14 protein-coding genes are annotated in these 17,356 nt (G+C 64.9%); 10 read left to right on the plus strand and 4 right to left on the minus strand.

Features of this window, described 5'->3' with window-relative positions:
* Nucleotides 1-85: 85 nt before the first annotated feature.
* The 7 genes from NFJ07_RS15405 (at nt 86) to NFJ07_RS15435 (ending at nt 10,488) form a co-directional block, all read left to right on the plus strand.
* A complete protein-coding gene (locus NFJ07_RS15405; RefSeq protein WP_269995616.1) occupies nt 86-745 on the plus strand; it encodes a DUF3800 domain-containing protein in 660 nt (219 codons plus the stop codon).
* A 248-nt stretch (nt 746-993) separates the two neighbouring features.
* A complete protein-coding gene (locus tag NFJ07_RS15410; protein ID WP_269995618.1) occupies nt 994-2,211 on the plus strand; it encodes a hypothetical protein in 1,218 nt (405 codons plus the stop codon).
* A gap of 123 nt (nt 2,212-2,334) precedes the next feature.
* Nucleotides 2,335-2,958, plus strand: a complete 624-nt coding sequence (locus NFJ07_RS15415) for a hypothetical protein (RefSeq protein ID WP_269995620.1) — start codon at nt 2,335-2,337, stop codon at nt 2,956-2,958.
* A gap of 85 nt (nt 2,959-3,043) precedes the next feature.
* Nucleotides 3,044-3,772, plus strand: coding sequence for a YcnI family copper-binding membrane protein (locus NFJ07_RS15420; protein ID WP_269995622.1), 729 nt, complete (start codon nt 3,044-3,046; stop codon nt 3,770-3,772).
* Nucleotides 3,773-3,877: 105 nt separating this feature from the next.
* Nucleotides 3,878-4,516: a DUF4232 domain-containing protein gene (locus NFJ07_RS15425; protein ID WP_269995624.1), complete on the plus strand. Its 639-nt coding sequence runs from the start codon at nt 3,878-3,880 to the stop codon at nt 4,514-4,516.
* Nucleotides 4,517-4,585: 69 nt separating this feature from the next.
* A complete protein-coding gene (locus NFJ07_RS15430) occupies nt 4,586-9,595 on the plus strand; it encodes an ATP-dependent helicase (RefSeq protein ID WP_269995625.1) in 5,010 nt (1,669 codons plus the stop codon).
* An 11-nt stretch (nt 9,596-9,606) separates the two neighbouring features.
* Nucleotides 9,607-10,488 (plus strand): Fpg/Nei family DNA glycosylase, encoded by an 882-nt coding sequence (locus tag NFJ07_RS15435; protein WP_269995627.1) that lies wholly within the window; start codon nt 9,607-9,609, stop codon nt 10,486-10,488.
* 99 nt (nt 10,489-10,587) lie between these two features.
* Here the strand turns inward: NFJ07_RS15435 and yczE are convergent, their stop codons facing one another.
* The gene (yczE, locus tag NFJ07_RS15440) at nt 10,588-11,208 is read right to left on the minus strand and encodes a membrane protein YczE (protein WP_269995629.1); all 621 of its coding nucleotides are present in this window, start codon (nt 11,206-11,208) and stop codon (nt 10,588-10,590) included.
* Nucleotides 11,209-11,268: 60 nt separating this feature from the next.
* Between yczE and yczR the strand changes: the two genes are divergently transcribed.
* A complete protein-coding gene (gene yczR, locus NFJ07_RS15445) occupies nt 11,269-12,729 on the plus strand; it encodes a MocR-like transcription factor YczR (protein ID WP_269995631.1) in 1,461 nt (486 codons plus the stop codon).
* 96 nt (nt 12,730-12,825) lie between these two features.
* On the opposite strand, the gene NFJ07_RS15450 is transcribed toward yczR, so the two are convergent.
* Nucleotides 12,826-13,314: a DUF4188 domain-containing protein gene (locus tag NFJ07_RS15450; RefSeq protein WP_269995633.1), complete on the minus strand. Its 489-nt coding sequence runs from the start codon at nt 13,312-13,314 to the stop codon at nt 12,826-12,828.
* A 92-nt stretch (nt 13,315-13,406) separates the two neighbouring features.
* Between NFJ07_RS15450 and NFJ07_RS15455 the strand changes: the two genes are divergently transcribed.
* Nucleotides 13,407-13,979 carry a TetR-like C-terminal domain-containing protein gene (locus NFJ07_RS15455; protein ID WP_269995635.1) on the plus strand — a complete coding sequence of 191 codons (573 nt, stop codon included), beginning with the start codon at nt 13,407-13,409 and terminating at the stop codon, nt 13,977-13,979.
* Nucleotides 13,980-14,078: 99 nt separating this feature from the next.
* Here NFJ07_RS15455 and NFJ07_RS15460 read toward each other — a convergent pair whose 3' ends face one another.
* Both NFJ07_RS15460 and NFJ07_RS15465 read right to left on the minus strand, forming a co-directional pair.
* On the minus strand, nt 14,079-14,771 hold the full coding sequence (locus NFJ07_RS15460) for an SRPBCC family protein (protein WP_269995637.1): 693 nt from the start codon (nt 14,769-14,771) through the stop codon (nt 14,079-14,081).
* Nucleotides 14,764-15,396, minus strand: a complete 633-nt coding sequence (locus NFJ07_RS15465) for an ArsR/SmtB family transcription factor (protein WP_269995639.1) — start codon at nt 15,394-15,396, stop codon at nt 14,764-14,766. The genes NFJ07_RS15460 and NFJ07_RS15465 overlap by 8 nt, the downstream gene beginning before the upstream one ends.
* A gap of 216 nt (nt 15,397-15,612) precedes the next feature.
* Here NFJ07_RS15465 and NFJ07_RS15470 point away from each other — a divergent pair, with 216 nt between their 5' ends.
* Nucleotides 15,613-17,334, plus strand: coding sequence for an alkaline phosphatase family protein (locus tag NFJ07_RS15470; RefSeq protein WP_269995641.1), 1,722 nt, complete (start codon nt 15,613-15,615; stop codon nt 17,332-17,334).
* Nucleotides 17,335-17,356 lie beyond the last annotated feature (22 nt).

The following is a 17,356-nucleotide window of genomic DNA, read 5'->3' on the forward strand; positions in this document are numbered from 1 at the left end:
GGCGTGACATCCGGTATTCTCAGGTCCATGCTGTGCCAGGGGGAAGACCAATCAAGCCGTGCTAGTGCCGCGGAAGTGGGTTCCGGTGGCTGACGTGTTCATGTACGTGGACGAGACAGGCAACTTGGACTTCGACGGGGCCGGAAAAGGCGCCGCGGCCAGCATCTACTTCGGCTTCGGTTCCGCGGTCTTCCGCGAAGATCACGGACACCATCTTTGGGATGGACTAACGCTCCGCGCACGACTCGAAGGCGAAGGAACCCAGCTGGCGAAGGGCTTCCACGCGAAAAATGACCGGCATGCCGTTCGGAACGAAGTCTTTGCCGCAATCCACCGGCAGAAACCTCGAATTGACACCACTTTTCTCTGCAAAGCGAATGCTTATGATGCAGTCCGCACCCGGGGGCAGATGGAGCTGTACAAGCTGGCCTGGCGGCTGCACTTCACCGAAATCGCCAAGCAAGTGTCAACGCGTGAAGATACCCTTTACGTCATTGCCGGCACTTTCGGCACGAACAAACGAAGCGAACTCGCGCGGGAGTCACTCCGTGAAGTCTGCAACGCCCAGGACCGGAACATCATCCTGTGCGTTTGGGAATCTTCATCCTCATGGGGGCTTCAAGTAGCCGACTACGCGCTTTGGGCTGTCCAGCGACGCCTAGAAGAGCGCGAATGCTCGTGGTTCGAGCCAGTGGTCCAGCCGCAGTTGAAGTCCTACTTTTTTCCTTGGGGTCGGGCAAGATAAAGGCCAGCTATCCAGGAAACCCCGGAAGACATCCCATGGACGTCTTGTCACTGACCGCAATTAGTCTATCTGGGATCAACAAAAAGAAACACTTACGGACGGAAACTCGACCGAAGTCCGCGGACTAGAGGACATTCTGTGGAGCTACCGCGACATGGACGGTACTGCCAACAAGGCAGCGGAACCCGCATACTGACGTCGGGTAACGTCAAGGTAGTAGCTTGCGCCCGGGAAATGAAGGAATAGCCATGAGCCGGAAAACGAAAAAGCCAAAGGCCCGCGGCGGCCATCTCAAGGCAGTGCCTTCGGCCCCCAAAATGCCCTTGCAGTTGGTCCTCAACCATCGGGTAGTCGACTCCCTCACCCCGGAATTCGTTCACTGGTACGAAAGATTTAGTGACGCCGAAGACGCCCTGAGGTGTCTGCAGATCGTCAAACTCTTCATCACGGCGAGCCACGCTATCAGCGAAGAAAGCTCCGCAACCAGGTTCGACCCTGACAGCTTGGACGACGCAGCCCTTGCCCTTGCCGACATGCTTGGCGAGTCTGACAGCGATGAGGCGCTTGTCGAGATCTTCGTCTACCTTCATCTCTACGTTGATTTCCTCTTTGAAACGGGTCGCTGGTCGGGGACCGAGGAGGACTACTTCGTACTCCAGATGCTCCTCACTGAAGAAGCCGCGGGGGAAATGGATCTTCCCGGTGACATTCCGGAACTCTCCGATGAAGAGCAGGACCGGGCGTTCAAGGAACTCCCGGTTCTCCAGTTGACCGGACGTTTGCTGGAGTGGCTGGGAGCCGGAAAGGACGTTACGAGCACTGGCGTGCTCCGGCTTAAGGACATTGAAGGTGCAGCCGGAACGGTAGGGGTGAAGGCCAGAGGGAAAAGGACTGGGAAGCGGTCTCTCTTGGAGGGCGAAGGCGACGCGGAAGGCCAGCCTGGGTCATTTGAAGTCGGCTCCATGCACGAAGTTCCCGTGCTAAGCGATATCTGGGCTGCCCTGGTCGGCACCCGTGTCCTGTCGCTTGGGTCGACGCGTGCGGTACCTGGCGCTGGCGCCGAATCGTGGCACTCCAAGGACCTGGATTCGAGGTTTCAGATCCGGCGAGAGTTCCTGGCGGTACTCCTTGCCAGTGCCGTGATGGAGTCGGGCAGCATGTGGGAGGAAGGTCCCCGGGAAAACGAAACTCTAGCCAGGGTTCTATTGAAGGGAACCCTTGGAGAGCCCGTCAGCGTGGACGAAATCAACAGGGCGGCAGAGATCGATTCGGCGGACGAGGTCTTGCTCGCGTTCGAGGCGATGCGGGCACGCCGCGAACTGACCAGGCTCGCCGATCTTGGCCTCGTCAACGTGGACACCCATTACACCGTTTCCCCCGTGGTCATCCAGTGTGTGATCCCGGCGCTCGCTCTGGTTCATGCCATGGAAGGCAATTTCGAACCGGGCCCGGTCCACGCCGGCTAGCAGACCCGCGCCACACGACCCATCCGACGGCGTTCCAGCCACGAACCACCGTTATAATGACGGGATTGACCGACTGGATCAGGAAGGTCAACTACCGCTTGAACGCTACCGAGGGAGGAACCCGTGCGCGCATCCCATGCCCGGGCACCCTTCCACGCCATGCGTTCGGGCGCGCTTGCAGTCGCCATTGTTGCCCTCGCGGCAGGGGCCCACGTCCTCTCCGGCGGGGCGCTTCCCGTCGCGCCGGTCTTGCTGGCCGTCCTGGCATTGACCGGGCTCGTCACAACTCTTGCCACCCGGTTCAAGCTCGGATTCCCGGTCATTGCCGCGCTTCTGGGAGCCGGCCAGCTGGTCCTGCACGAAGCCTTCACGGCATTCGGTCCGCTCACCGGCCCGGCTCCGGGGTCGCCGGCACACCACCTGGCGGCCGAGCACGTTTCCCCGCCGCTGGGCGCCGAAGCAGTACATTTTCACGAGGTCGACACTCCCCTTAGCTGGTTGATGCTGAGCGGGCACGCCCTAGCTACGGCCGCTTCGGCATTGCTCCTGGCCAAGGGCGAGCAGGCGCTGTGGCAGCTCGAGGCGTGGCTCCGTCCCCTCCTGCAGCTCATCCGCCTGATCTTCAGGCCCGACGCCGGCAGCTCCGCTGTTGCGTTCAGCGAACCTGCCGTATTCATCCCCCGCCCGTGGCGGAACCTCAGGCAAGCCAGCAGACGCGGCCCGCCCGCCGTCGTCGTACCCTCCTGACTCCGCCCGGCGCCGACTTCAACTGGTGACGGGCGCATCCCCGCACTTTGGCGCGCTTTCGCGCGCCCGTTGAAAGGCAACACCCATGAACAAGTCCTCACTCCGCCGTACCCTCTCCGCCACCGCAATCGCGGGAGGCACAGCCGCACTGATGATGGCCGGGCTCGCAGGCGCCTCTGCGCACGTCTCCATCAACCCGGACAAGACCACGGCCAACTCGTACGCGCTGCTGACCTTCGGCGTCCCGCACGGCTGCGACACCTCGGGCACCACCAAGCTGACCATCAACCTGCCCGATGAACTGACGGACGCCACGCCCACGGTGAACCCCAACTGGACGGTCGAGAAGGTGACTCAGACGCTGCCCGAACCCAAGAAGCTGGCCGACGGCACATCCATCACCAAACGCACCAGCCAGATCGTCTACACGGCCAAGGCACCCCTGGACCCGCATTTGCGAGACTCGCTGGTCCTGTCCGTGAAGCTGCCCGACACCGCTGGCAAGACCCTTTACTTCCCCACGCTCCAGAACTGCGAGCAAGGGCAGACAAACTGGGCTGAAATCCCGAAGGACGGCCAGGACCCGCACTCGCTGAAGGCTCCGGCTCCGTCGGTGGCCGTCACGGCTGCGGACGCCGCGGCGGGTAATGCTCACATGGCTGCTTCAATCTCCACAGAGCAAGCAGCTTCCGTGACCGACGACGGCTCGCAAGCGCGCAGTTGGGGCGGCCTGATCGCCGGGTTGGCAGGGCTGGGGCTGGGTGGCGCGGCCTTCTTCCGCCGCCGTTCCGCCACGGCTTCAGTGTCCAAGTAACGAGTCCGCTGGGACGGCGCCCGGAACATTACGATCCGGGCGCCAATCCGGCGCCGCTGCCGCGCCGTAGTTGACTCCTGCAAATGACGACGAAATGCTGTGCGCATGACGAATATGCGAGTCAAGAACGGTCTCCTGCTCACGGTGGCAGCAGCCTCGGTATTCCTGCTCTCCGGCTGTTTCCAAAGCCAAGCCCAGCCCTCGGGCTCAGCCACGCCCAGCGACACGGCTTCGGCCTCGTCGTCAACCTCGGCATCGGCCTCGGGTACTCCGACCTCAAGCGGTAGCGCCACGCCATCGAGCACCGGGACGACAGCATCCGGCGTCGCTCTCTGCAAAGCGGGCTCGCTGACGGCTTCTGTCGATTCCACGGGCGGCGGCGCGGCAGGCAGCGTCTACATGAAACTCATCCTGACCAACTCCGGCACGGAACCCTGCGTCCTCAATGGCTTCCCGGGCGTCTCACTCACGTCCTCACCTACCGGCGATCCGATCGGCGCGGCCGCCGCGCGCGACGACACCAAGCCAGTGACAGAAGTGCTCCTCGCTCCGGGGAAGGCCGGTTTCGCCCAACTCCGCTACACCCAGGCCGGCAACTACCCCGAATGCACCCAGGCTCCTGCCGCAGGCTTCCGGGTCTACCCACCCGAGGACACAGCCTCGCTGTTCATCACGCAACAACGCACGGCCTGCAGCAATACCAATATCAACCTGCTGAGCGTCCAGGCGTTCCAGGCGGGGTAGGCGGTCTAGCGCTGTTCCTTGTCTTGCCCGGCACCTTATCTTGTCGGTGCCGTGAGGCATGATGGAGGAATGCAGGAGCAGGAGCTACCGGGCGGTTCTGGCAACACAGCCATGGACCGCTTCAGCCGTGCCACGCGCGAGTGGTTCCTCGGTGCTTTCTCCGCGCCCACACCTGCCCAGGACGGTGCGTGGAAAGCCATTTCTTCCGGATCGCACGCCCTCGTGGTGGCGCCCACCGGTTCCGGCAAGACGCTCGCAGCATTCCTGTGGGCGCTGGACCGGCTCTTCTCGGTGTCCCCGGATACGTCGGCTGACGCCCTTCCGGGGCTTGAGGACACACCCACCCGTGCCCGGGCCAAAGCCCCCAAGCGCAAGACCCGCGTCCTGTACATCTCACCGCTCAAGGCTCTCGGCGTCGACGTCGAACGCAACCTCCGCTCGCCACTGATCGGCATCACGCAAACCGCAAAAAGGCTCGGGCTGCCGGCCCCGCTGGTCAGCGTCGGCGTCCGCTCCGGGGATACGACGACGGCGGACCGCCGCGCGTTGCTTAGCCATCCGCCGGACATCCTCATCACCACGCCCGAGTCGTTGTTCCTCATGCTGACATCGAAGGCCCGGGAGACGCTCAGCGAGGTGGACACCGTGATCGTCGACGAGGTCCACGCGGTTGCAGGTACCAAACGTGGCGCGCACCTCGCGGTGTCATTGGAACGGCTTGATGCGTTGCTGCCGAAACCCGCCCAACGGATCGGGCTCTCGGCCACCGTGGAGCCGCGAGAGCTCGTCGCACAGTTCCTCGCCGGTTCGGCTCCCGTGGAAATCGTCGCACCGCCGTCGCGCAAAAACTGGAACCTCAGCGTCAGCGTACCTGTGGAAGACATGTCGGACCTGGCAGGAGCCGCGGGTGCCTTCGACTCCGGGCCAGCCTCCGGACTCCAACCGCAAGCGTCCATTTGGCCGCATGTTGAGGAGAAGATCGTTGATCTTGTCCTGTCCAAGCAGTCCACCATCGTTTTTGCCAACTCCCGGCGTCTCGCGGAGCGACTCACAGCCCGGCTGAACGAGATCTACGCGGAGCGCCAACTCATGGCGGTGGATGTGTTTTCTGCCGCGGCGGATTCGGTGCTGGACTCGGGGCGGCGCTCAGGGCTGCCGTCCTCGACGGCGACACCCGCCCACATGATGGCCCAGGCCGGAAGCACGAGCGGCGCCGATCCGGTCCTGGCCCGCGCGCACCACGGTTCCGTGTCCAAGGACCAGCGCGCACTCATCGAGGACGACCTCAAATCCGGCCGGCTACGTTGTGTCGTAGCAACGTCATCCCTGGAACTCGGCATCGACATGGGTGCCGTGGACCTGGTGGTCCAGGTCGAGTCGCCGCCGTCCGTGGCCAGCGGGCTGCAACGGGTTGGCCGCGCCGGCCACCAGGTGGGTGAGATTTCCGAAGGCGTACTCTTCCCCAAACATCGGGCAGACCTCGTCCACACCGCCATCACCGTGGAGCGCATGCTGAGCGGAAAGATCGAACGCCTTCATGTTCCCGCCAACCCCTTGGACATCCTGGCCCAACAAACGGTCGCCGCCACCGCGCTGGGAAGCATCGATGTCGAGGAATGGTTCGCCACCGTACGCCGCTCCGCTCCGTTCGCCACCCTGCCCCGCTCAGCTTTCGAAGCCACCCTGGACCTCCTGGCTGGACGGTATCCCTCGGACGAATTCGCCGAACTCCGGCCGCGCATCGTGTGGGACCGGAACGCCGGCACCATCGAGGGCCGACCAGGAGCACAGCGCCTTGCCGTGACCTCGGGCGGAACCATCCCGGACCGCGGACTCTTCGGCGTGTACATCATCGGCACCGAAACCGAGGGCTCTGATTCTGGCTCCGGCCGGACCGGTGGGGCGTCCACACAGGAGCCCAGCCCGGCGTCGCGCGCTGCCAAAGGTGGCCGACGCGTCGGTGAGCTCGACGAAGAAATGGTCTACGAATCACGCGTCGGAGACGTCTTCGCCCTGGGTGCCACCAGCTGGAAAATCGAAGACATCACGCACGACCGTGTCCTCGTCTCGCCGGCCTTCGGCCAGCCCGGAAAACTTCCCTTCTGGAAGGGCGATTCCTTGGGCCGGCCAGTGGACCTCGGCCGCGCGCTCGGAGCGTTCGTGCGTGAGCTTTCCGCTTCGGACCAAGGTCCAGCGCTGGAACGCTGCAAGGCCAGCGGGCTGGACGACTACGCCGCCGGCAACCTGATCCAGTATCTGGGCGAACAGAAGCAGGCTACGGAAGTCGTCCCCAATGACCGGACGCTCGTGGTCGAACGGTTCCATGACGAACTCGGCGACTGGCGCGTGGTGCTGCACAGCCCCTTCGGCATGCCGGTCCACGCACCGTGGGCACTCGCCGTCGGGCAGCGACTCCAGCAGCGCTACGGGCTGGACGGCTCGGCGATGGCCGCCGACGACGGCATCGTGCTGCGGGTGCCGATGATGGAGGACGAACCTCCCGGGGCTGAGCTGTTCCTCTTTGACCCCGACGAGCTAGAGCAGATCGTGACGGCGGAGGTTGGCGGCAGTGCCTTGTTCGCTTCCCGCTTCCGTGAGTGCGCTGCGCGTGCGCTGTTGTTGCCGCGGCAGAATCCCGCGAAAAGGCAGCCGCTCTGGCAGCAACGGCAACGCTCAGCGCAATTGCTGGATGTCGCCAAGAAATACCCTGCCTTCCCCATCGTCCTCGAAACCGTGCGCGAATGCCTGCAGGATGTCTACGACCTCCCCGCTTTAAAAGACATTGCCGCTTCGATCGAGCGCCGGGAACTGCGCTTGGTACAGACCACCACGCAGCAGCCTTCCCCTTTCGCCAAGTCGCTGCTCTTCGGGTACGTGGCCCAGTACTTGTACGAGGGCGATTCCCCGCTGGCCGAACGCAGGGCCGCTGCTTTGGCCCTGGACTCCACGCTCCTGAACGAGCTCCTGGGCAGGGTGGAACTGCGCGAACTCCTGGACGCCAAGGTCATTGAGGCCACCGAGCTCGAGCTCCAGCGGCTGGCCCCAGACCGGCAGGTCCGTGGCATGGAAGGCGTCGCGGACCTGCTGCGCTTGCTTGGCCCCCTGAGCGTCGAAGAGGTGGCTGCCCGCTTGCAGCCCGAAGGGGTGGAAGCCTCCCCGGAAGCTTCCCCGGATCTGCCCGCGTTGCATCTGGCGGCCGGATCGCATCTGGCTGCGTTGCGTAAGGCCAATCGGGCACTTACCGTGACCCTCAGCGGCGTGGAACGATTCGCGGCCATCGAGGACGCAGCCCGGCTCCGGGACGCTATCGGCGTTCCGCTGCCTATGGGAGTCCCGCTCGCCTTCATCGAACCCGTCCACGATCCACTCGGGGATCTCGTCTCCCGTTACGCACGAACCCACGGACCGTTCACGGCCGAGGAAGCTGCTGCGAGGCTGGGACTCGGTGTCGCCGTCGTGAGCACCGCGCTGAAACGCCTGGCGGCGGACGGCCGTGTGGTGGAGGGCGAGTTCCGTCCGCACCCGAGTTTGCCGGACGCCGTTCCCGATGAGGCTACAGAGTTGTCGGAGGCGCCGGTACTCCCGGCTGTCCCGCTCCGCGGAGTCCCTTTTAGTAGCGAGTGGTGCGATTCCGAAGTGCTGCGCAAGCTCCGGCGTCGTTCGCTGGCCGCGCTGCGCGCCGAAGTGGAGCCGGTGGACGCCGCTGCTTACGGCCGGTTCCTCCCCGCTTGGCAAAACGTGGCCGTGCCCTCTGCCGGCCGCCCTGGTTCTTCTGGAGGCAGGGGCGCCCCGGCATTGCGCGGGCTCGACGGCATCATGACGGCCATCGATCAGCTCTCCGGCGTGCCTGTTCCGGCGTCGGCCTGGGAGCCTTTGGTGCTGGCCAGCCGGATCTCCGACTATCAACCGGCCATGTTGGACGAGCTCATGGCCGCAGGCGAAGTCTTGTGGTCCGGAGCCGGCTCGTTGCCCGGGAACGACGGCTGGATCAGCCTCCATGTGGCCGAAGCCGCGGAACTGACCCTCAACCCGGATCCCGATTTCGAGCCCGGCGATGCCCAACTCCGCCTCCTGGAATACCTGCAGACCGGTGGGGGCGCCTATTTCTTCCGGCAACTCACCGAGGTCGCGGGCGGCATGGACGCGGTCCTCAGCGACGACGCCGTGGTGGCCGCCTTGTGGGATCTCGTCTGGGCCGGCCGCATCACGGGCGACACCTTCGCCCCCGTCCGCGCCATGATTGCGGGTGGCCGCACGGCGCACAAACAACCCGCCCGGCCGCCGCGGGCCAGGTCCCTGCGCATGAGCAGGCTCGGCCGCTCGCACGGCACGGGCCTGATGGGGTCGCCCGGACTCACGGGCGGACGCTACGGCTCGGTCACCGGAACGGCCCCCACTCCCCCGCTCGCCGTTGGCCGCTGGTCGGCATTGCCCGATCCTGAGCTCGACCCCACGATCCACGCGCGCGGGACCGCCGAGCTCCTCCTCGATAGGTACGGCGTCGTGACCCGCGGCTCCGTCATGGTGGAGAACATCGTGGGCGGATTCGGCCTGATGTACAAGGTCCTCGCGCGCCTCGAAGAAGCAGGGCGGTGCCGCCGCGGCTACTTCATCGAACACCTCGGAGCAGCCCAGTTTGCTGTGCCGGCGACAGTGGACCGATTGCGTTCCTTCACGGAGGATGCCCAACTTGCCAAGGCCGAGCCAGTCGCCTTGGCCCTGGCCGCAACGGATCCCGCCAACCCTTACGGTGCGGCCCTCCCGTGGCCCGCGCTAGCCGTCGACGCCGGATCGGGTCACCGTCCGGGGCGGAAGGCAGGGGCCTTGGTAGTGATAGTCGACGGTGCTTTGGCCTTGTACGTCGAACGCGGAGGGAAGACCCTGCTCACTTTCAGCCATGACGACGCCGTGCTGGCGGCTGCCGCCGCCGCACTCGTAGGCGTAGTGCGGCGGGGAGCCGTGGACAAATTGATCATGGAGAAGGTCAACGGCCACGACCTCCTGGACACTCCCGTGGCTTTTGCCCTCGCGGCCGCCGGAGCGTACTCCACGCCGAAGGGTTTGAGGATCCGTGCCTGAAATGGGGATCCATGCCTGAGGGCGACTCGATCTGGCGTGCTGCCGCGGAGTTACACAAGGCCCTCGCTGGGCAGGCGCTGGTCTCCTCGGACTTCCGGGTGCCCAGGTTTGCCACGCTGAACCTTGCCGGATGGACCGTTTCCGAGGTGGTGCCACGGGGAAAGCACTTACTCATGCGCTTGCTGGAGCCGGCGGAAGCCGGGAGCGCGGAGGCTTCGCCGGACGCGCCTGGACCGGCGGAGGCCGGACCACCCCGCCGCGCCCTGACCATCCACTCGCACTTGAAAATGGAGGGAAGCTGGCAGGTCTATGCCCCCGGCGGACGCTGGAGGAAACCGGGCCACACGGCCAGGTGCATCCTCCGCACGGCGACGGCCGACGTCGTCGGCTTCTCTCTGGGAATTCTGGAAGTAATCCCGACCCCGGACGAAAACCGCGCAGTGGGGCACCTTGGCCCGGATCTGCTCGGGCCGGATTGGGACACGGAAGAGGCTGTTCGTCGCCTGCGGGCCGCACCGGACACACCGATCGGCATCGCGCTGTTGGACCAGCGGAACCTCGCCGGCATCGGCAATATCTACCGCTGCGAGGCGTGTTTCCTGACTGGGGTGCATCCGGCCGCGCCGGTGTCGGCTGTGAAGGATCCGGCGGGGATACTCGAGGAAGCCAAGGTCCTGCTCGAGGCCAATCTGGGCCCAGGGCCAAGGATCACGCGAGGGACCGCTTATCCCGGCGTCCGGGGAATGCCGCGGTCTGGATACTGGGTGTACGGCCGCGAGCACCAGCCGTGCATTCGCTGCGGTACGCCCATTCGCCGCGGGGTGCTGGGACCGGCGTCGGGGTTGGAAGACCGGACCATCTACTTCTGCCCGGAGTGCCAGCCCAGTCCTTGACGCTGCCCAAATCGCCTGGCTGACGCTGCGGAAATTCCCTGACGCCCCCGGAGTTCCGGAGGCGTCACGAAATCGGTGCGTCGCCAGGAAGAATCCGCGTCACGGCGCGGCCGGCACGGCTTCCACGGGACTCTGGGGAGCCTTCACAGGAACCATGAACAGCGGCAGCAACAACTGAACCAACGGCCCAATCGCAAGCGCATAGACAACGGTTCCGACGCCGACGGATCCACCCAATAGCCAGCCCACACCGAGAACGACAACCTCGATCAAGGTCCGGGACAAGCGCACGGACCAGCCCGTGCGCCGGGCAAGTCCCGTCATGAGTCCGTCGCGGGCACCCGGGCCAAGGCGTGCGCCGATGTAGCAAGCGGAGGCGATGCCGTTGAGGACCACGGCACCGGCGAGCATGGCGATCTGGCCACCCAAGTGCGAGAACGCGGGGATCAGGGCCAGGCCGATGTCCGCGAAAACACCCACCAGAACTGCGTTGGCGAGGGTTCCGAAGCCGGGCATCTGCCGCAGCGGTATCCAGAGGAGCAGCACGAGGAAGCTGACAACCACCACCACGGTGCCGATGCTCCATCCAATTTTCCCCGCGACGCCCTGGTGGAACACATCCCAGGGATCCAGGCCAAGGCCGGCCCGGATGAACATGGCCAGGGAGATCCCGTACATTGCGAGGCCGATCAGGAGCTGGGTGATTCTGCGGGTCATCATGAAACCATACTCCCGGAAAACTGGCATTGCTTTCCATAGCCAGTTTGCAATACTGGTCTTATGCCCGGATCCCTGAACCCCACAGCCATGGTGCGTCTCCTCGGCCCGTGGAACACCGGCGCCGCTCCCGCCTATCGCGAGCTTGCCGACGTCGTACGCCTTTTGGTGATGGACGGGCGCATCCCGCTCGATGTCGCGCTGCCCAGTGAGCGCGCGCTCGCGGTCACCCTGGGCGTCAGCCGGACCACCGTCACCGCCGCCTATGCCAGCCTGCGCGAGCAAGGGTTTCTCAGCGGCGGCCAGGGCAGCCGGGGCCGGACGGGAATTCCGCACCGGACGGTTCCCGTCAGCGGGCCGGGGCTGGCCGTTCCGGACGGGATCCTTGACCTCGCCTACGCTTCACTGCCGGCCACGGGCGAGGTGGTGCATCGGGCCTTCGCTGATGCGTTGATTGACCTCCCGGCGCTGTTGCCCGGTTTTGGCTACGACGCGGTCGGCCTCCCGCCCCTCCGGGAAGCCATCGCGGACCGCTACACGGCAGCCGGTATCCCCACCACGGCCGCACAGATACTGGTGACTTCAGGGGCCCAGCACGCGCTGAACATTATCTTGAAGACCCTCGCCGGGCGGCAGCAGAAGGTACTCGTCGAGCATCCCAGCTACCCCAACGCGCTCGACGCAATCCGCGCTTCCGGCTCTCGCACGGTACCGGTGCCGATGCCGCCTGCCGCCGAGCCGACGCCGGGCGGCTGGGATATCGACGGCATGGTGGCCGCAATGCGCCACCAACGCCCGGCCATGGCCTACCTCGTGCCGGACTTCCACAACCCCACAGGGCGGATCATGTCCAACCTCCAGCGCCGCCGCCTGGTCCGCGAGGCGGCAGGGACGGGCACTGTCCTGGTGGTTGACGAAACGCTGCGGGAGCTAAACCTCGACGCCGTCAGTACCTCGCCGCTCGCGGCATTCAGTCCGGCGGTGGTGACCATCGGTTCGCTCAGCAAATCGCATTGGGCCGGACTCCGGACCGGATGGATCCGTGCTGAAGAGGACTTGATCAGCCGCTTCGTGCAGACCCGGACAACGATGGATTTGGGAGGGCCCGTCGTCGAGCAATTGGCCGCGACTCGGCTGCTTCGAGCATTCGCAGAACCGCTGGATGCCAGGCTTGAGGAGCTGCGGCGGAACCGGGAATCGCTCCTCGGACTACTGGCAGAGCACCTGCCCGATTGGCACGTGGAACGTCCGCGCGGCGGGCTGACAGCATGGTGCAGGCTGCCCACGCCGTCGAGTACTGCGCTCACCGTCGTCGCCCCGGATTTCGGCGTGCGGCTGGCGGCCGGGCCGCGCTTCGGCGTCGGCGGGGCTTTCGAGCACTTCATGCGTGTCCCTTACACCCTCGCGCCGGCGCAGCTTGAGACGGCGGTGCTGGCACTGCGCGATGCCCAAGCCCGGATCGACGCGTCGCCGCAACTCCGGAGGACCTTGAAGGCACCCAAGGAAGCCGCCGCCGTCGCGTAGCCCGCCCAAACCCGCCCCTACTCCACCCAATTCCCCCCACCCAACTGGCTCGCAGTTGTTGTCGTTTAGAGGGCTCAGAACGACATTAACTGCGAGTCAGTTGGGTCGCTCGGAGCCCATGCGCTGCTTGGCGGTGTTGCTGCCCGGGCCGACCGGGACATGCGAGGTGGCTTTGGCAAGGCCAAACTGCGGCATGCCGTTGTACACGACCTCAATTCCCGACGCCGGCACCTGATAGGTTTCGTGCCACACGCCAATGTCACCGCTTCCCGCGACTTCCTTCATGAAACGTCGCCAGGGCCCCAAGTGCGGCGAATCCCTGTCCGCCGCGAAGCGCCTTAGATGTTCGGGGCTCTCCCAATAGCTGAGCAGCATGGTGGTGCGTCCGAACCATTGTTCACAGCCGAGCAATCCGGACTCGGGATGTGCCGCAAGATGGCGGAGCATGGTGGGCATTGCCGATGCCACGCGCACCACTTTGCCGATCTTCCACCAACGGTTGGCCCGCATTCCGATAAGGAATACGGTCACCGACTCACGCCCGGTGTCCGCCGTGAAACGTCCCGGGAAGATTTCCTGTGCCATGTGAATCCTTCGGTCTGGGAACGGTAGCTCAAGTTCCGATGGTCGAGTTTCATAACGTCGTTATGAAACAATGTTATGAAACACTTGGAGGCATGGCAAGACCCATCGTTCATGACCAGATCGTCCGGCTGCGGCTTCTTCAGATAACGGCCGAACTCGTGGACCGGGACGGCCCCGCGCGAGTCACGCTCCGGGACGTTGCCGCGGCCGCGGAGACCTCAACGACGGCGATCTACTCCCTTTTCGGCGGCAAGGCCCAGTTGCTGACGGCCGCCGTCGACGACGGTTTCCGCTCGTTCGGTGACTCGCAACGGATCGCCGAAAGCGGTGGGCTCCGAGGCCTTGGCCTCGCCTATCGCTCCTGGGCACTGGAACATCCGGCCTTGTACCGTCTCATGTTTGGCGGCGCACTTGCCACATACGTGGACTGCAGCCCGACGCCGGCAGTCGCCTCGGAAGCCATGCTTCCCCTGATGGAAGCCGTGACCGCCGCGCAGACAGCGGGGGCTGTTCGCGACGCCGAGGCCGCGACGATCGCCATGTCCATCTGGGGGCAGGTCCACGGACTGGTGAGCCTGGAGTTGGCGAACATGGAGGACTCCGGAACCGATTGGGAAGGGATCTACGCCGCGGCGTTGGATGCCGTGGCACGCGGCTGGCAATGACGCTGATGTGCCTGCGACGCGCAATTGGTCTGGCGACACCGGAATTCCGTAGTCGCCAGACCATTTGCGTGTCGGCCAGCGTCTTCCGCGTCGATGCCTTTACGCGTACACCTTCTCCAGGAACCCACCCCAGGCCTTGGCAGTCAGTTCGGAATCTCCGTTGCCGCTGAAATCGTGCACCGTCATGCCCACGGGAGCTCCGAAGGAATTGCGGCCGAAGAACCGGTAGAGCGTGTCGGCCGTCCGCAGGCCCAGGAAGTGCTGATTGGAGAAGTCAAGCTCTCCGCTCAGCCGGCCCACGCCGTCGACGTCCACCTCAACCGTTGAACCCTGCGCAACGCCGTCCACGCCGAACGCCTTCTTCAGTTGCACAAAACCGTCGGGCGTCTGCGAGGCCGCCGGGCCCTGGATGTCCGCGAAGACTACGGGTTTGCCGTCGAAGTACTGAAGGTACTGGCCCAGGGTGTGCAGGTAGAACTCGGTGTGCTTGCTGGCGCCGTCGTACTGTTCTTCCCAGTTGTCCGCGAAGATGCCGCTGTGGACATAGTGCAGCTTGGCACGGCCGCCGTCGAGCGGTTCGAGGACGTGCTCCAGCTGGTTGAACCAGCCGTCCGGTCCGTCCATCCGCGTCACAAGATGGCTGGGGTATTCGTCCACGGTTTTCACGGCCGGCCACTGATCGGTGGGAAACATCCAGGCCGAGGTGTCCTGGGTGACAGCCTGCCAGACCCGTTCAGGAGTGCCGGGCAGTTCGGTGTCGGCCACGATTTCGAATTCACGGTTGTCAGTCATTGTCCTGTTCCTTTTCTGGAGAGTGCTGCGTATTTGTCTTGAGTGCGGGATGAAGTACGACGACGAGTCGGTGCTTGCGTGCGCCGCTCGCCGCTGCGGAAGCTCCGCCGTCGTGGTACTTGTCCACGAGGCGGGTCACCGCGACGCCGAGCTCCTCGGCGAAAGCGGCGCGTTCCGACGCCGAGCGGAAGGTGATTTCGCCGTCGATCGCGAAGCTCGCAAGCTTCTTCTTGGCCGCGGCAGCGCCCGCTATCAGCTTGCCCATCTCCTGGACCGTCCGGGCCGCGAGGGCCAGGAGCCAGAAAGCGGAGAAGCGATCCGAGTAGCGTCGGGGATCCGGCGCCACGGATGCAAGTGCCACTGGCGAGATCAGGTACGACGCCGCCGTCGCGCGCAAAACGCGTTCGGTGACGTTGCCCTTCTTCCGTTCCTCCACAAGCTCGACGAGCCCATGCCGCTCAAGGGCCTTGAGATGGTAGTTGACCTTCTGCCGAGGCAGGCCCACCTTGACCGCCAGCTGCGTGGCGGAACCGGGCTCGGCCAGCTCCTGCAGAATGCGGGTGCGGATCGGGTCCAGCGACGCTTCCGCCGCGGCGGGGTCCTCGATCACTTCGATGTCCAACATGCTTCCATTGTGCCTACCGACAACTTTTTTTGTCAAGAACTTTTTTCTCGTCGGAGGGTCGCGGACACCGTCGGAGAGAGGCCTGCCGGCCTGTACCACTGCGGTCAGCGAAGGAGTACCCTGCGGGTATCACTGTCCGTGAGGTGCAAGATGAGGTTCAATAGTCCGCCCGCTGAGTCCGGAGCCGATCGGCCACTCAGGCGTCGCAGGGGGCGGATGCGGGCCTGGGCGTCACGGCGCCCGGCCCTCGCTGCCTTGTCCATCGTCGCGGTCATCGCGCTTGTTGGCGCTGCCGTATTTTTCGGCGCCTTCTGGTCCCGGTCATTGGTGGCGGCCGGCGCCTCGGCAGCCGGCGCTGCAGCCGGCGCCTCGTCAGGGGCCGGCGGCGCTGGGGCCGGCGCTGGGGCCTCCGCCCCTGCAGTGGACACGGGGATTTCGAAGATTCAACATGTCATCGTCATCATGCAGGAGAACCGCTCGTTCGACAGCTACTTCGGCACCTTCCCCGGAGCGGACGGGATACCGATGCAGAACAGTTCGCCCGCGGTCTGCGTTCCCGATCCGGCCAGCAGCTCGTGCGTGAAACCGTACTATGACCCCTCTGACCGAAACTCGGGTGGCCCGCACAGCCAGGGCAATGCCACGGCGGACATCAATGGCGGGAAAATGGACGGCTTCATTGCCCAGGCCGAGAAAGCCTCGACCAACTGCGCACCGAACGCGCCAGCCTGCGCGGGCGGTAACCAAAGCGACGTGATGGGCTACCACGACGCGCGGGACCTACCCAACTACTGGGCCTATGCCAAAGACTTCACGCTGCAGGACCACATGTTCGAACCCAACGCCTCCTGGAGTCTGCCCGAGCACCTATACATGGTCTCGGAATGGTCGGCCAAATGCAGCCGGGCGGGCGACCCGCAATCCTGCGTGAACGCCCTCCAGAATCCGGGCAGTCCGCCGGACTTTACCTCCTCGATCCAGTCCACCATCATCGGCAAATGCCGGGCCGGCCTGCAGAACAAGGCCTGCAAGGACGCGCTCGCTGCAGCCGGGATCACCCCGGACATTGCCGCGCAACTCCACACCCTCATCACGCAAAACTGCTCCGGCTCGGATTCCTATACGAGTTGCCAGGCCGCGATCGACAAAGCAGCCCTCCCGGAAGCGCTCAAGCAAAAGCTGCTGGCCGCCGCCAAACTGCTTGCTCCCCCTGACTACGCCTGGACCGATCTGACCTATCTGCTGCACAAGCAGAACGTGCCCTGGGCCTACTACGTCTTCAACGGCACAGAGCCCGACTGCCAAGACGACGCCGCCATGTCCTGCGCTCCCGTAGCCCAGAACGCGAAAACACCGGGCATCTGGAATCCGCTACCTTACTTCGACACCGTGAAGCAGGATGGCCAACTAGGCAACATCCAGTCCCTCACCAACTTCTACACCGCGGCCAAAAAAGGCACATTGCCTGCCGTGAGCTGGATCGACCCCACCGGAGCCGTCAGCGAACACCCCCCGGCGCTGATCAGCACCGGGCAGGCCTACGTCACCGGCCTGATCAATGCCGTCATGTCGGGCCCGGACTGGAACAGCACCGCCATTTTCCTCTCGTGGGATGACTGGGGCGGCTTTTACGACCACGTCACTCCGCCCACCGTCGACCAAAACGGCTACGGCCTCCGGGTCCCCGGCATCGTCATCAGCGCCTACGCCAAACAGGGCAACATCGACCACCAAACCCTCAGCCACGACGCCTACGCCAAGTTCATCGAAGACGACTTCCTCCACGGCCAACGCCTTGACCCGGCCACGGACGGACGGCCCGATCCCCGGCCCGATGTCCGTGAGAACAACCCCCAGCTCGGCAACTTGGTGAACGACTTCAACTTCAACCAGCAGCCCATCAAACCCGTCATCTTGCCGGGCGGCACAACGTACTGAGCCTGTTAGGTGCCGCGTACCG

The organism is Arthrobacter sp. B2a2-09 (assembly GCF_027587375.1).
GTDB lineage: Bacteria > Actinomycetota > Actinomycetes > Actinomycetales > Micrococcaceae > Arthrobacter.

Excerpts from the sequence above, each read along its gene's own strand:
- NFJ07_RS15455 (WP_269995635.1), top strand. The coding sequence starts at position 13,407 with ATGGCAAGACCCATCGTTCATGACCAGATCGTCCGGCTGCGGCTTCTT.
- NFJ07_RS15470 (WP_269995641.1), top strand. The coding sequence starts at position 15,613 with ATGCGGGCCTGGGCGTCACGGCGCCCGGCCCTCGCTGCCTTGTCCATC.
- yczE (WP_269995629.1), bottom strand. The coding sequence starts at position 11,208 with ATGATGACCCGCAGAATCACCCAGCTCCTGATCGGCCTCGCAATGTAC.
- yczR (WP_269995631.1), top strand. The coding sequence starts at position 11,269 with ATGCCCGGATCCCTGAACCCCACAGCCATGGTGCGTCTCCTCGGCCCG.
- NFJ07_RS15465 (WP_269995639.1), bottom strand. The coding sequence starts at position 15,396 with ATGTTGGACATCGAAGTGATCGAGGACCCCGCCGCGGCGGAAGCGTCG.
- NFJ07_RS15420 (WP_269995622.1), top strand. The coding sequence starts at position 3,044 with ATGAACAAGTCCTCACTCCGCCGTACCCTCTCCGCCACCGCAATCGCG.
- NFJ07_RS15410 (WP_269995618.1), top strand. The coding sequence starts at position 994 with ATGAGCCGGAAAACGAAAAAGCCAAAGGCCCGCGGCGGCCATCTCAAG.
- NFJ07_RS15430 (WP_269995625.1), top strand. The coding sequence starts at position 4,586 with ATGCAGGAGCAGGAGCTACCGGGCGGTTCTGGCAACACAGCCATGGAC.
- NFJ07_RS15435 (WP_269995627.1), top strand. The coding sequence starts at position 9,607 with ATGCCTGAGGGCGACTCGATCTGGCGTGCTGCCGCGGAGTTACACAAG.
- NFJ07_RS15460 (WP_269995637.1), bottom strand. The coding sequence starts at position 14,771 with ATGACTGACAACCGTGAATTCGAAATCGTGGCCGACACCGAACTGCCC.
- NFJ07_RS15425 (WP_269995624.1), top strand. The coding sequence starts at position 3,878 with ATGACGAATATGCGAGTCAAGAACGGTCTCCTGCTCACGGTGGCAGCA.
- NFJ07_RS15450 (WP_269995633.1), bottom strand. The coding sequence starts at position 13,314 with ATGGCACAGGAAATCTTCCCGGGACGTTTCACGGCGGACACCGGGCGT.